The sequence below is a fragment of the Curvibacter fontanus genome (assembly GCF_054780335.1).
On the sequence record NZ_BAAGWN010000014.1, the window covers coordinates 25,955 to 39,684 of the forward strand.

Genomic DNA, 13,730 nt, shown 5'->3' on the forward strand with positions numbered 1-13,730 from the left:
TGAGTGGATATCAGCGGAAGCCTGCGCGGTCCAGCATCTGCTGCACCTTGACCGAGTTCTTGCCGACCACGCTGATCGGGATGGTTTCGCTCTTGAAGCCGCCGCCGCCCATGGCCGTGAGGGCCGGATTGTTCAGCTTGACGCCACGGGCGACCGGCCACTCGTTGTTGCCATTGGCAAAGTGTTCCTGCGCTTGCGAGCTGGCCAGGTACTCGAGGAACTTCACGGCGTTGGCCTGATTCTTGGCGTGTTTGGCGACGGCACCGCCAGCGATGTTGACGTGCGTGCCCCAGCTGGACTGGTTGGGGAAGACCACACCGATGCGCTCGACCACCGCCTGGTCTTCGGGCTTGCTGGAACGCATTAGGCGCGCCAGGTAGTAGGTGTTGGTCACGGCCACGGCGCACTCGCCTGCGGCCACGGCGCGGATCTGATCGGTGTCGCCGCCCTTGGGGTCACGCACCATGTTGGCGACCATGCCCTTGAGCCAGGCCTCGGTTTTTTGCTCGCCCAGATGCTCGTAGACCGAACCGAAGAGCGAGAGGTTGTAGGGATGCGAGCCCGAGCGGATGCACAGGCGGCCTTTGTTTTTCACGTCTCCGAGCTCTTCATAGGTGTCGACGTCATCGCGCTGGACCTTGATCTTGTCGTAGACGATGACGCGTGCGCGTGTCGAAAAGCCGTACCAGGACGAGGCGCCGCTGGCGTCCGCTTCGCCGCGCAGCTGCGCAGGAATCGCCGCGTCCAGCGCGACCGATTTGACCGGCTGGAACAGGCCTTCGGCTTCGCCGCGCCACAGGCGGGCGGCATCGACCAGCAGGATCACATCGGCCGGCGAGGCGCTTCCTTCGGCACGCAGGCGGGCCAGAATGCCGGCATCGTCGGCGTCAACCCGGTTGATGCGGATGCCGGTGGCGCGGGTGAACTGGCTGTAGAGTGCTTCGTCGCTCGGGTAATGACGGGCCGAGTAGATGTTGACGACCTGTTCCTGGGCCATGGCCTGGCCGGTGGACAGCAGAGTGAAGAGGGAGAGGGTGAAAATTTGCTTGAACATGATGTCTTAGGTTTGAATCCAGAAGGTGGAGCTCAGATGATACAAAAAATGCAAATCATTCTCAATAACATCATGACCATGAAGGGATATAGGGGTCGATACACACTGTGGCCGGTCCTGTGCCTCGCACTGGCAGCTTGCACGATTGCGCCGCCGGCACCGGGGCCGGCCTTGTCCTCGCCGGTCGAACTCACGCGTGCCCCGCGTGTCGGCCTAGCCCTGGGGGGCGGGGCAGCGCGTGGCTTCGCCCATGTGGGCGTGATCCAGGTAATGGAGGAGGCAGGCATACGGCCCGATCTGGTGGTCGGCACCTCGGCAGGCAGCATGGTGGCTGCGTTTTATGCCAGCGGACGCACTGGCAGCCAGTTGCAACGCATCGCCGAGACCATGGACGAGGCCACCTTCACCGACTGGACGCTGCCGCTGTTCAGCCGCGGCATGCTGCGGGGTGACGCCTTGACGCGGTATGTCTACCAGCAGGTCGGGGGCCGCCGCATCGAGGACCTGTCCATGCCCCTGGGCATCCTGGCCACGGATCTGCAAAGCGGCCAGGGGGTGCTGTTTGAGCGTGGTGACATTGCCACGGCGGTGCGGGCCTCCAGCGCCGTGCCCGGCCTGTTCCAGCCTGTGCTCATCACCGGGCGGGAGTACGTGGACGGTGGCCTGGTGGCGCCGGTGCCGGTGCGCCAGGCACGGCAGATGGGCGCGGACCTGGTGATTGCCGTGGACATCTCACAGCAGCCCGAAGCCAATGCGCCAGGTGACGTGTTCCAGATCCTGCTGCAGACCTTTGCCATCATGGGCAAAAGCATCAATACGCTGGAGCTGAAAGGCCCCGACCTGGTGGTGGTGCGACCGGCCCTGGGCCGTATTTCGGGGGCGGACTTTGCCGCGCGCAACCGAGCTATCCAGGCCGGGCGCGCCGCCATGCTGCAGGCCCTGCCTCAACTGCGGCAGGCGATCGAGGCGGGCACCCGTCCGATGGCTGTGAAAAAGGAATAAAAAAAAGCCCCGTCAGAGACGGGGCCTTGAAGGGATCCCTGAACCTGATGGTTACGAAAGGACCCGAGGAGACAAGCAGTGGAAAAACAAAACTGTTTTGTTTTTCGATGATGAAATTATGTCAGGGTTTTCCCTGGGTGTAAAGGCTTTTCTGAAAGAGCCTTGAAGTCCAGGGCCTGTCCTGTGCTGAAAATCAACGCTTCTTGGCGGTTGCCTTGCCGGCTTCAACGGTGCTGACGGTAGCAGCCTTGAAATTCGACTCAGCCAGAGCGGCAGCCTGTTTGGCGGACTTTTGAGCCGTTTCCAGCACATTGTTGGCGGCAGCCACGGCACTCTTCATCAGGGCAACAGCGGTTTCGGAGCCGGCCGGGGCGTTCTGGGCCGTGCTGTCAACCACGTCGAGGAATTTCTTCTGGGCTTCAGCGATCTGGGCTTCGAAGGTCTTGCCGAATTCGGCGCCGGTCACGGTAGCGATGTCATAGACCTCGCGGCTGTAGCTGGCGGCCTTTTCGCTCAGCGGCTGCAGCAGGCCGGATTGCAGGGCCAGCAGTTCCTGGGCGTCCTTGACGCTCAGCACGGTCTGCACCTGGCTGGCGGATTCGGCCAGCAGGGCGCGAGAGGCGGCCAGGTTCAGTTCAACCAGCTTTTCCACGCCTTCGAAGGCTTTGCCGGTCAGACCAAAGAGGGTTTCGACGTTGGCCTTGTTGGTGGCCAGGACTTGTTCGACGGTCAGCATATAGAACTCCTTGAAGGAAGGGTTTGGGAACCATGTTTGCTGCATTGCAGCATGGGTTGAATTTTAGGCCTCCCGTTTCCGATTGCAAGGGTTTTTTGCTGCATTGCAGCAATTTAGGGCTGACGCCCTAGAAAACCGGTGCCCGCCGGGCTGGTGGCAATGGCCGAGGCAAGGGCCCGTGCAAACGGGCTGGCAGAATCAGACTTGCGCATGATGAATACCAAGACAGACAAACCGGGGCCCGAGAGACGCAGCGCCTACAAGGCCTTTCGCACCATCAGCACGCGCTGGATGGACAACGACGCTTACGGCCATGTCAACAATGTCGTCTACTACAGTTGGTTCGACACGGCCGTCAACGCCTGGCTGATCGAGCGGGGCGTGCTCGACATGCATGGTGGCGAGAACATCGGCCTGGTCATCGAGACGCAGTGCAACTATTTCGCATCCCTGTCTTTTCCGCAAAGCATCGAGGCAGGCATCCGTGTCGCCCGACTGGGCAATTCCAGCGTGCGTTATGAAGTCGGCCTGTATGCGCAAGGCGAGGAGCTCGCGGCGGCGCAGGGTCATTTCGTCCATGTCTATGTGGACCGGCAGACCCGTAGGCCGGTGCCGCTTCCCGCGGCCCTGCGTGCCGCTCTTGAAACCTTGACCTGAATTTCATGACTGTCGATGAAGCCATCCAGACGCGCATGTCCGTGCGCGCCTTCACGCCACTGGCCGTGGCACCCGAACACATACAAGACATTCTGGATTTGGCGAGCCGGGCACCCTCGGGCACCAATACCCAGCCCTGGAAGGTCTACGTGCTGCGGGGACGCAGCCGCGACGGCCTGGTGGAGAAGGTCTGTGCCGCGCATGAGGCCCTGCGCGCCGACCCGGCGCTGGCGGCCGAGTACCGCGAGGCCTATGACTACTACCCGGAAAAATGGGTCAGCCCCTACATCGACCGCCGGCGTGAGAACGGCTGGGGCCTGTATGGCCTGCTGGGCATCACCAAGGGCGACAAGGACAAGATGCATGCCCAGCACCAACGCAACTTCCGTTTCTTCGACGCGCCGGTGGGCCTGATGTTCACGCTGGACCGTGTCATGGGCCGCGGTTCCCTGGTGGACTACGGCATGTTTCTGCAGAACATCATGTTGGCGGCGCGCGAGCGTGGTCTGCACACCTGCCCGCAGGCGGCGTGGAACGGTTTTGCCAAGATCATCCTGCCGCACATCGGGGCCGGTCCCGACGAGATGCTGGTGTGCGGCATGGCGCTGGGGTATGCCGACCGCTCTGCCGTCGTGAACGCCTTTCACACGCCGCGTGAATCGGCATCAGCCTTTACGCGCTGGCTGGACTGAGTACACCGCATGCACACCCTGCTGGTCGTCGTTTTTGTGCTGGCCTATGCGGCCATTGCTCTGGAACATCCCCTCAAGATCAACAAGTCGGCCTCGGCCCTGGTCGGGGCCGGTTTGCTTTGGACGATCTATGCCGTGGCCACCGGTGACGCCAGCAAGGTGGGCGGGGAACTGGGTGAATCGCTCATGGGAACGGCGCAGGTTGTGTTCTTCCTGATGGGCGCCATGACCATCGTCGAGGTGGTCGATGCGCACAATGGTTTCGAGGTCATCACCAAGCGCATCAAGACCCAGAAGCTTTCCACGCTGATGTGGCTGGTCGGTTTCGTGGCCTTTTTCCTGAGCGCCATCCTGGACAACCTGACGACGACGATCGTCATGGTCTCACTGATGAAGAAGTTGCTGGACCAGCGCGAGGACCGTCTGTTCTTTGCCGGCATCATCGTCATTGCGGCCAATGCCGGCGGCGCCTGGACGCCGATCGGCGACGTGACCACTACCATGCTGTGGATCGGCGGACAGATCACGGCGGTGGAAATCATGAAGGGCCTCTTTATCCCCTCGCTCATCAACCTGGTCGTGCCCCTGGCCGTCACCAGCTTGGTGCTCGGCTCGCGTCCGGTGATCGCCCCGCAGCGGGCCGATGCTGCAGAGGGCCCTGAGACCACGGCCTTTGAGCGTAACCTCATGTTTTTCATGGGCCTGGGTATCCTGGTGGCGGTGCCGGTGTTCAAGACCGTCACGCACCTGCCGCCCTTCATGGGCATCCTGTTCGGCTTGGGTCTGCTGTGGCTGGTCGGTGACCTGGTCCACCGGAACAAGGATGACGACCTGGCCAGACAGCGCCTGACCCTGGCGCGCGCGCTGACCCGCATCGACATGAGTTCCATCGTCTTCTTCATCGGCATCCTGCTGGCCGTGGCGGTGCTGGAGCACACCCACATCCTGTCGTCCATCGCGCAGTGGCTGGACCAGAGCGTGGGACGCCAGGACGTGATCGTCATGCTGATCGGCCTGGTCAGCGCCGTGGTGGACAACGTGCCCCTGGTGGCGGCCTCCATGGGCATGTACAGCCTGCAGCAGTACCCTGTGGACAGCTTCCTCTGGGAGTTCCTGGCCTACTGCGCGGGCACCGGTGGCTCCATCCTGATCATCGGTTCGGCTGCCGGCGTGGCCGCCATGGGCCTGGAGAAAATCGACTTCTTCTGGTACGTGCGCAAGATCAGTGGCCTGGCCCTGATCGGCTACCTGGCCGGCGCCCTGTTCTACATCGCCCGATACCATCTGCTGCACTGAGATCGCTCCTTCCACCCATTGCCAACTCCCTGAGACCTGCACCATGAAACCGAAAATCCTCGTTGCCCGCGCCGTTTTCCCCGAAACCATCGCCTACCTGTCGCAGCATTTCGACGTCGAAACCAATCCGTCCGATGAGGCCTGGACCGGCGCCCAGTTGATCGAGCATCTGCGCGACAAGGATGGCGCCTTCACCACCGGCAGCGTGCGCATCGATGCCGAGGTGCTGGCGGCCTGCCCGAAGCTCAAGATCTGCGCCAATATGGCTGTGGGCTACAACAATTTCGACATCGATGCCATGAGCGCGCGCGGTGTGCTGGGCACCAACACGCCCGATGTGCTGACCGAGACCACGGCGGACTTCGGTTTTGCGCTGCTGATGGCCACGGCCCGCCGCCTCACCGAAAGCGAGCATTACCTGCGTGCTGGCAAGTGGAACAAATGGAGTTACGACATGTTTGCCGGCTCCGACATTCACGGCGCCACGCTGGGCATCCTGGGCATGGGCCGCATCGGCCAGGGCATCGCCAAACGCGGTGCGTACGGTTTCGGCATGAAGGTGATCTATCACAACCGCTCGCGACTGGATGCCGCTATGGAGGCCGAATGCAAGGCGCGTTACGTGAGCAAGGAAGAACTGCTGAAGACGGCTGACCACCTGGTGCTGGTGCTGCCGTACTCGGCGGCCTCGCACCACAGCATCGGCGCGGCCGAACTGGCGCAGATGAAACCCACGGCCACGCTGGTCAATATCGCGCGCGGCGGCATCGTCGACGATGCGGCGCTGGCGCAGGCGCTGCGCGAGAAACGCATTGCTGCCGCCGGTCTGGACGTGTTCGAGGGCGAGCCCAAGGTGCATGCGGATCTGCTGACCGTGCCCAATGTGGTTCTGACCCCGCACATCGCGAGTTCCAGCGTGCCCACACGCAAGGCCATGGCCAAGCTGGCGGCCGACAACCTGATCGAGTTCTTCAGCAAGGGCAGGGGCCTGACGCCCCTGAACCCGCAGGTGCTCAAGGCCTGACTCAGGTCCGCGCCCCGGCCTTGCGGAACTGCAGGCCGGCCTGGCGTGTGACTTCTCCCAGCAACTGTTCGGTCGCCTGGGCTTCGCGCAGCCAGCGCGCGTCGTTCCATCCGCGCTCGGTGCTGCTGCGCAGCAGTTCGAGCGCCGCCCCGGAGCCGGGCGTGGTGGCATGGGGCTGCACACGGTCCAGTGTGGCCAGGATGTGTTCCTTGAGCGGCAGGTGGGTGCCGCTGGCCGGGTCCACATAGACGGCTTCCAGCCCGAAACGGCAGGCCTGGAAGCGGTTGTAGGTGTAGACCAGGTAATCGTCCTCTACCGGCTGGAAGGGGCCTTCCTTGAGGAACCAGGCGGCCAGGGCCTGCACGTAGCCGGCCAGCGCGGCCGCGCGCTCGATGGACAGCGGCGTGTCGAACACGCGGATCTCGATGGTGCCGTACTCGGGTTTGGGGCGGATGTCCCAGTAGAAATCCTTCATGCTCCTGACCACGCCGGTGCGTGTCATCTTGTCGAAGTAGGCGTTGAAGTCCTCCCAGTTCAGAACAAAGGGCGCACGCCCCGACAGGGGAAAGGCGAACACCGAGTTCAGGCGCGCCGAGTCGAAGGCCGTGTCATGCCCCTGCACAAAGGGCGATGAGGCCGAGAGGGCGATGAAGTGGGGGATGTAGCGTGACATGCGGTGCAGCATGAGCAGGGCGCTGTCGGCGTCCGGGCAGCCGATGTGCACGTGCTGGCCGAAGATGGTGAACTGCTTGGACAGGTAACCATAGAGCTCGGACAGCTGGCGAAAACGCGGCTTGTCATAGATGCGCCGCTCGTGCCATTGCTGGAAGGGGTGGGTGCCGCCACCGACGACGGCGATGTTGAGCTTGTCGGCGCACTGTACGAGGGCGTCGCGGATCTGGCCCAGTTCTTCCTGCACGTGCGAAGGCGAATGGCAGATGCCGGTGGAGATCTCGATCATGCTCGAAGTCATCTCCGGCACCACGCTGCCGGGCAGCTTGCGTTTGGCCATCAGACGCAGCATGTCGTCGGCATAGGGCGCGAGGTCGTAGTCGTGCGTGTTGACGAGCTGCAGTTCCAGCTCCACGCCCAGGGTCAGGGCCTCGGAATGGCTGAAGGGTTCAAGCGGCATCGTTGTTCTCTCCCTCGGGTTTGATGCGACGGGTGGCCGGCGGACGTCCGGCCTCACCGGCGCGTTGCAAGGCCAGCATGGTCATGAGCGCGCCCAGCACTTCCATGAACAGGATCAAGGGCAGGGCCAGGGCCGCGACCTGCTTACCGATGTGGGGGGCGAACTCGGCAAATTGCGAGACCAGCAGCAGGGCCACGGCCGACAAAGGCCACAGGGCGCTGGCGGTCCACAGGGCCTGCTTCAGGCTGGTTCCACTGCCCCAGCCCGTCACGGCGATGGCTCCCAGCTTGGCCAGCGCGCGCGCCAGCACCAGGGCCGCCATCAGGCTCCAGGCCTGCCAGTTCCAGTCGGCCTGTGCAGCGGCCATGGAGACCAGCACAAACATCAGGATGGTCAGGATGGCCGAGGCGGTGCCGAACTGTCGCGGCCAGGACCAGGGGCGCGGGTGCAGGGTCTTGAGCAGGATGCCGGCCAGCAGGGCGGCCAGCGGCGCCGAGCCACCGAAGTGGGTGGCCAGCGCGGTACCGGCGGCGATCAGCGAGAGCTGCAGCACGGCGGTGTTCTCGCTGGTCGGGCTCATGATCTCCAGAGCCTTGCGCAGGGCCAGGGCCAGCAGGGCGCCGATCAGCACCGAGGCCACGACCAGCAGGATCACCGGGTAGATGGCGTCGGCCAGTGTCGCGGGTGAACGGCCCAGCAGGCGCGCCATGACACCGCCCAGCGACAAGACGTAAAAAGTGTTGAGGGCTGCGAGCGTGATGACGCGGTCGGTTACCGGGCCGCTGGCGCGCAGGTCGCTGGCCACGCGCATCAGCACGGTCGGCGAGGTGGCGACCAGCAGCAGCGCCAGCGGGATTTGCAGGGCTTCGTCCACGCCGAAGAGCTGCAGCACCCACCAGGCCGCCAGGTAAGTGGCAAGGGATTCGCCCAGGCTCTGGACCAGCAGCATGGGGTTGTGGCGGAACCAGCGCAGCGAGAGTCTTCCGCCGGCTTCGAACAGCACGATCGACAGACCCAGTTCGACCATGAACTGGGCGATGCCGTCCAGCGGCCAGCTGGCCGTGGTGTAGCCGGAGAAGCCGGCCAGGGCGCCCACAGCCGAATACCCCAGCACCTTGGGCAGGCCCAGGTAACGCTGGAGCAGGTGGCCGGCGGCGGCGGCCAGGGCCAGCAGCAGCGCCCACTGCACGGTGGGCAGGCCGGCCGAGGGTTTGATCCATTCGGACCAGTTGAGCATCAGATCGATCATCGTGACTCCTTGAGGGGAGGGCTGGCCGCAGGCGCTGCCTGCGGCCGTGGTTCAGAGCGAGGCCAGCGGGGACCGGGCCGCCGAGCCATCGGCCTGCATGGCGGCCAGCAGCCGGTCCAGGTCGGCGTTCAGGCGCGTGAGCACGCGCGGCGGCAGGGTCTGCAGGGCCTGGGGCAGCACGCCGATGTAGTGCTGCCCCTGCAGGCGTTGCAGCACTTTTTCGCCGGCGGGCGACAGATTCAGATGCAGCACGCGGGCGTCCGTGCCATTGCGCGCAGCGCTGACCAGCTTGCGCTCGACCAGGGTCTTGACGAGATTGCTGGCGGTCGACTGGTGGATGTCCATGGCCTGCGCCAGTTCGCTGATGCGCAGGCCCGGGCGCTCGCGCAGCAGGCTCAGGGCGCGGAGCTGGGCGGCCCCGGTCCCGGTGATCTGCTCGACCTGGCGGAAATGCGTACGCACGGCCGCGAAGATCTGCCGGAAGCGCCGCAAGGATTCGACGGCCGGATCCAGGCTCGCTTCGGTCGGTGGCTTCGTACGGGTGGCGGGATGCGCGGTCACGGGGGGGCGTGCTGCTTTCATGAGGGTGATTATATTTGTACAAATGTAATTCGCTTTTTGTCCCTGTCGGCGGCGGGTGATCACGGCGCATGCGCATGAATCACAATAGCGGGTCTGGAGGAAAACGGTTTGAATTCTGTCGTGTTCTGGGCCCTGCTGGTGCTGGGCGTCTTGAATCTGGTGCTGCTGCTGGCGCTCGTGCTGCGTCGCGAGGAGACGAAGTCGGCGCAGGCCGCCGAACAGCTGTCGCGCGAGCTGCGCCAGGAGATCAGCGAATCGGCCCGCCATTCGCGGCAGGAGCTGACGCAGAACCTGGCGACCTTCCAGCAGACCCTGGTGCAACAGGGTGCCGAGGCCACGCGTACGCAGAACACGCAGATCGACGCCTTCGGCCAGCAGCTGGCCCTGTTGCAGAAAACGCTGTCCGACACGCTCACACTTCAGCTCTCCAACCTGAGCGAGTCGAACGCCCGGCGCATGTCCGAGGTACGCGCCACCCTGGAGGCGCAGCTGGCCCAGTTGCAGCAGACCAATATCGCCAAGCTCGACGAGATGCGCGCCACGGTGGACGAGAAGCTGCAGACCACTTTGCACGCCCGTCTGGGCGAGAGCTTCAAGCAGGTGGCCGAGCGTCTGGAGCAGGTGCACAAGGGCCTGGGCGAGATGCAGACCCTGGCCGCCGGCGTCGGCGATCTCAAGCACCTGCTGACCAACGTCAAGACGCGCGGCATGTTCGGCGAGGCGCAGCTGGCCGGCCTGCTGGAGCAGGTCTTCGTGCCCGACCAGTACGCCGCGCAGATCGCCACGCGCCCGGGCAGCAAGAATGTGGTGGACTTCGCCATCAAACTGCCGGGCAAGTCGGACGACGGCTCGCCGCTGTGGCTGCCGATCGACGCCAAGTTCCCGAACGAGGATTACGAGCGCCTGCTCGACGCCCAGCAGCGTGCCGACGCCGCGGGCGCCGAAGTGGCGGCCAAGGCGCTGGAGGCGCGCATCCGGCTTGAAGCCAAGTCCATCGCCGAGAAATACGTGGAGCCGCCTCATACCACGGACTTCGCCATCCTTTTCCTGCCCACCGAAGGCCTGTATGCCGAGGTGTTGCGTCGCCCGGGTCTGATGGAGGGCTTGCAGCGCGAGCACCGCATCACCCTGGCCGGCCCGACCACGCTGCTGGCCATGCTCAGCTCCCTGCAGATGGGCTTTCGCACGCTGGCGCTGGAGAAGCGGTCCAGCGAGGTCTGGCAGGTGCTGGGAGCCGTCAAGACCGAGTTCGGCAAGTTCGGCGACGTGCTGGCCAAGGTCAAGTCACAGACCGAGACCGTGCTCAATACCCTGCAGCAGGCCGAAACCCGCAGCAATGTCATGAAGCGTGCACTGCGCCAGGTGGAGGCCCTGCCCGAGACGCAGGCGCAGACGCTGTTGCCTGTGGACAAAGAGGCTGACGAAGGGTGAGCAGCACGGCAAAGGCTCCACATTTCCAGCTGGCGCGCCTCATCGGCGGACACATCTGCCTGCACGCCTGCATGGCGGGCCTGCGCATGGCGGCCCCCTTGCTGGCGCTCAAGCAGGGCTACAGCGCCTGGGCCGTGGGCGTGCTGATGGCCCTGTTCGCGCTGACCCAGGTGTTCCTGGCCCTGCCGGCCGGTCGTTATGCCGACCGCCATGGCCTGCGCCGTCCGATCGCTTTCAGCGTGATCGCCGCGACCACCGGCACGGCGCTGGCCGCCCTGTTCCCCGTGTTTCCCCTGCTGTGCCTGGCTGCCTTGCTCAGCGGTGGCGCCACCGGCGCCGCGTCCATCTCCTTGCAGCGCCACGTGGGCCGCGCGGCACGCGACGCCACCGAACTCAAGCAGGTGTTCAGCTGGCTCTCCATCGGGCCGGCCACCTCCAACTTCCTCGGTCCCCTGGCGGCCGGCCTGCTGATCGACCACGCCGGCGTCTGGCTGGGCGGCGAGGCGGCTGACCTCACGGGTTATCGCGCGGCCTTCCTGCTGCTGGCCCTGCTGCCCTTGCTGACCTGGTGGTGGGTGCGTCGCACGCCGGACCTGCCATCGGCAGCGAGCCCCGCGGAGCAGGGCAAACGCCGCGCCTGGGACCTGCTGCGCGATCCCATGATGCGCCGCCTGCTGCTGGTGAACTGGTTTCTCTCCTCCTGCTGGGATGTGCACACCTTCGTGCTGCCGGTGCTGGGCCACGAGCGTGGCTACAGCGCCTCGACCATCGGCATGCTGCTCGGTTCCTTCGCTCTTGCGGCCACGCTGGTGCGTCTGCTCATGCCCTGGCTGGCCGCGCATCTGCGCGAGTGGCTGGTGATCAGCGGCGCCATGCTGGCCACGGCCTTGCTCTTCGGCGCCTATCCCTTCATGCCCAACGCCCTGGGCATGGGGGTGTGCTCGGTGCTGCTGGGCCTGGTGCTGGGTTCGGTGCAGCCCATGATCATGAGCACCCTGCACCAGATCACGCCGGCCGATCGTCACGGCGAGGCCCTGGGCCTGCGCCTGATGTCGCTCAACGGCTCCAGTGTGCTGATGCCGCTGCTCTTTGGCAGCATCGGCGCCGTGGTGGGCGTGTCCCTGGTGTTCTGGGTGGTTGGAGCGGCCGTGGGTGCTGGCAGCCGCCTGGCCTGGTCGCTCAGGGCTGAGCCGCACCCTCCAGGCGATAAAACGACTGGATAGCTTCCCAGGCGTCTTCAGGCGTGTCGACGAAGCTGAAGAGGTCCACGTCCTGGGGCGAGATCACGCCTTCCTCCACGAGGAACTCGAAATCGATCAGCTTTTTCCAGAAGGCGCTGCCGTGGAGCACCACGGGCACCGGTTCGGATTTGCCGGTCTGCACCAGCGTGAGAATCTCGAACAATTCGTCCAGCGTGCCGAAGCCGCCGGGGAAAGCGACCAAAGCCTTGGCGCGCATCATGAAGTGCATCTTGCGCAGGGCGAAGTAATGGAATTTGAAGCACAGGCTGGGCGAGATGTAGGGATTGCCCGACTGCTCGTGCGGCAGGGCGATGTTCAGCCCCACATTGAGCGCACCGGCTTCGTGGGCGCCGCGGTTGGCCGCTTCCATGATGCCGGGGCCGCCGCCGGTGCAGATGTAGAGCCGGTCCGGCTGGGACAGCAGCGCGCTGTGCTCGGCCACCAGGCGGCCGAAGCGGCGAGCCTGATCGTAGTGCCGGGCGTTGCGTATGTCGCGCTCGGCACGTTTCAGGGCCGCGGCATCGCCGCCGCGCCGCGCGGCGTCCAGCCGGGTCTGTGCTTCTTCCGGCGAGGCAAAACGCGCGCTGCCGAAAACCACGACGGTGTTGGTCACGCCCTGTTCCTGCTGTTCCAGGTCGGGCTTGAGCATTTCGAGCTGGAAGCGGATGCCGCGCGTCTCGCGGCGCAGCAGGAATTCGGGGTCGGCAAAGGCCAGGCGGTAGGCATCGGCCTGCAGGGGCACGCCTGCATCGGCGTGGGCTTTCAGGTCGGCCCAGGCGTCGGCCAGGGTGTTTTGGTTCAGCTTGCGTGGAGTTTCCATGGGATAAGCCTCTCAGATCGGTGTCGCTGCAAGGGGTGCAGCCAGGCGCAGCGTGTCATTCAGCTGTTGGATGCCGTCGGCGCGCTCCAAACCTGGGGGATGTCGACTCTCCAAGAGCAGTGGGCGAGCCTTGTGGCGCCTGTTTGGTTCAGGTGGATAGCCTACACCGAATCGGGCGCCAAAAATGCAAAAGGCTCCGACAGGAGCCTCGTGCGGGGGGCAGAAACGCTCAGACGCGCTTGCGGTATTCGCCGGTGCGGGTGTCGATCTCGACCTTGTCGCCCTGGCTCACGAACAGCGGCACGGGCACTTCGAAACCGGTGGCGATCTTGGCGGGCTTGAGCACCTTGCCCGAGGTGTCGCCCTTGACGGCGGGTTCGGTCCAGGTGATCTCGCGCTCGACGCTGGTCGGCAGTTCCACGGAGATGGCCTTGCCGTCGTAGAACACCACCTCGACCGGCATGCCGTCTTCGAGGTAGTTCAGGGCGTCACCCATGTTCTCGGCTTCGACTTCGTACTGGTTGTAGTCGGCGTCCATGCAGACGTACATGGGGTCGGCGAAGTAGGAGTAGGTGCAGTCCTTCTTGTCCAGGATGACCTGGTCCATCTTGTCGTCGGCCTTGAACACGACTTCGGTGCCGAAGTTGGCGATCAGGCTCTTGAGCTTCATGCGCACGGTGGCCGAGTTGCGGCCGCCACGGCTGTACTCGGTCTTGAGCACGACCATCGGGTCCTTGCCGTGCATGATCACGTTGCCGGCGCGAATTTCCTGGGCGATCTTCATAGTGTTTCCGTAATGCTGATTCGGTTGGCC

The 13,730-nt window shown here is 64.7% G+C and carries 14 protein-coding genes; 7 read left to right on the forward strand and 7 right to left on the reverse strand.

Annotated features, from left to right (window positions below):
* Positions 1–10: 10 nt before the first annotated feature.
* Positions 11–1,054, reverse strand: coding sequence for an extracellular solute-binding protein (locus tag ACYVH8_RS10090; RefSeq protein ID WP_460488730.1), 1,044 nt, complete (start codon positions 1,052–1,054; stop codon positions 11–13).
* A 78-nt stretch (positions 1,055–1,132) separates the two neighbouring features.
* On the opposite strand from ACYVH8_RS10090, the gene ACYVH8_RS10095 reads away from it, so the two are divergent.
* Positions 1,133–2,056 (forward strand): patatin-like phospholipase family protein, encoded by a 924-nt coding sequence (locus ACYVH8_RS10095; protein WP_460488810.1) that lies wholly within the window; start codon positions 1,133–1,135, stop codon positions 2,054–2,056.
* Between the two features lie 193 nt (positions 2,057–2,249).
* Here ACYVH8_RS10095 and ACYVH8_RS10100 read toward each other — a convergent pair whose 3' ends face one another.
* Complete coding sequence (locus ACYVH8_RS10100; protein WP_460488731.1) at positions 2,250–2,792, reverse strand: phasin family protein; 543 nt, start codon at positions 2,790–2,792, stop codon at positions 2,250–2,252.
* Between the two features lie 210 nt (positions 2,793–3,002).
* Between ACYVH8_RS10100 and ACYVH8_RS10105 the strand changes: the two genes are divergently transcribed.
* Genes ACYVH8_RS10105 through ACYVH8_RS10120 form a run of 4 tightly spaced genes read left to right on the forward strand, consistent with a single transcriptional unit; the run spans position 3,003 to position 6,461 of the window.
* Entirely contained in the window at positions 3,003–3,449 is a 447-nt protein-coding gene (locus ACYVH8_RS10105) for an acyl-CoA thioesterase (RefSeq protein ID WP_460488732.1), read from the forward strand.
* 5 nt (positions 3,450–3,454) lie between these two features.
* Positions 3,455–4,141 (forward strand): nitroreductase, encoded by a 687-nt coding sequence (locus ACYVH8_RS10110; RefSeq protein ID WP_460488733.1) that lies wholly within the window; start codon positions 3,455–3,457, stop codon positions 4,139–4,141.
* 9 nt (positions 4,142–4,150) lie between these two features.
* Positions 4,151–5,437, forward strand: coding sequence for a sodium:proton antiporter NhaD (nhaD, locus tag ACYVH8_RS10115; protein ID WP_460488734.1), 1,287 nt, complete (start codon positions 4,151–4,153; stop codon positions 5,435–5,437).
* 43 nt (positions 5,438–5,480) lie between these two features.
* The gene (locus ACYVH8_RS10120; protein WP_460488735.1) at positions 5,481–6,461 is read left to right on the forward strand and encodes a 2-hydroxyacid dehydrogenase; all 981 of its coding nucleotides are present in this window, start codon (positions 5,481–5,483) and stop codon (positions 6,459–6,461) included.
* 1 nt (position 6,462) lies between these two features.
* Here ACYVH8_RS10120 and ACYVH8_RS10125 read toward each other — a convergent pair whose 3' ends face one another.
* Genes ACYVH8_RS10125 through ACYVH8_RS10135 form a run of 3 tightly spaced genes read right to left on the reverse strand, consistent with a single transcriptional unit; the run spans position 6,463 to position 9,424 of the window.
* Entirely contained in the window at positions 6,463–7,593 is a 1,131-nt protein-coding gene (locus tag ACYVH8_RS10125) for a YbdK family carboxylate-amine ligase (protein ID WP_460488736.1), read from the reverse strand.
* Entirely contained in the window at positions 7,583–8,842 is a 1,260-nt protein-coding gene (locus tag ACYVH8_RS10130; protein WP_460488737.1) for a cation:proton antiporter domain-containing protein, read from the reverse strand. Before ACYVH8_RS10130 ends, ACYVH8_RS10125 begins: the two co-directional genes overlap by 11 nt.
* A 51-nt stretch (positions 8,843–8,893) precedes the next feature.
* On the reverse strand, positions 8,894–9,424 hold the full coding sequence (locus ACYVH8_RS10135; protein ID WP_460488738.1) for a MarR family winged helix-turn-helix transcriptional regulator: 531 nt from the start codon (positions 9,422–9,424) through the stop codon (positions 8,894–8,896).
* Between the two features lie 108 nt (positions 9,425–9,532).
* Between ACYVH8_RS10135 and ACYVH8_RS10140 the strand changes: the two genes are divergently transcribed.
* Both ACYVH8_RS10140 and ACYVH8_RS10145 read left to right on the forward strand, forming a co-directional pair.
* The gene (locus ACYVH8_RS10140) at positions 9,533–10,855 is read left to right on the forward strand and encodes a DNA recombination protein RmuC (protein WP_460488739.1); all 1,323 of its coding nucleotides are present in this window, start codon (positions 9,533–9,535) and stop codon (positions 10,853–10,855) included.
* Entirely contained in the window at positions 10,852–12,078 is a 1,227-nt protein-coding gene (locus tag ACYVH8_RS10145; protein ID WP_460488740.1) for an MFS transporter, read from the forward strand. The genes ACYVH8_RS10140 and ACYVH8_RS10145 overlap by 4 nt, the downstream gene beginning before the upstream one ends.
* On the opposite strand, the gene ACYVH8_RS10150 is transcribed toward ACYVH8_RS10145, so the two are convergent.
* Entirely contained in the window at positions 12,035–12,916 is an 882-nt protein-coding gene (locus tag ACYVH8_RS10150) for an LOG family protein (protein WP_460488741.1), read from the reverse strand. The two genes, ACYVH8_RS10145 and ACYVH8_RS10150, sit on opposite strands and share 44 nt — an antisense overlap.
* Before the next feature lie 229 nt (positions 12,917–13,145).
* Complete coding sequence (gene efp / locus ACYVH8_RS10155) at positions 13,146–13,700, reverse strand: elongation factor P (RefSeq protein ID WP_460488742.1); 555 nt, start codon at positions 13,698–13,700, stop codon at positions 13,146–13,148.
* Between the last annotated feature and the right edge of the window lie 30 nt (positions 13,701–13,730).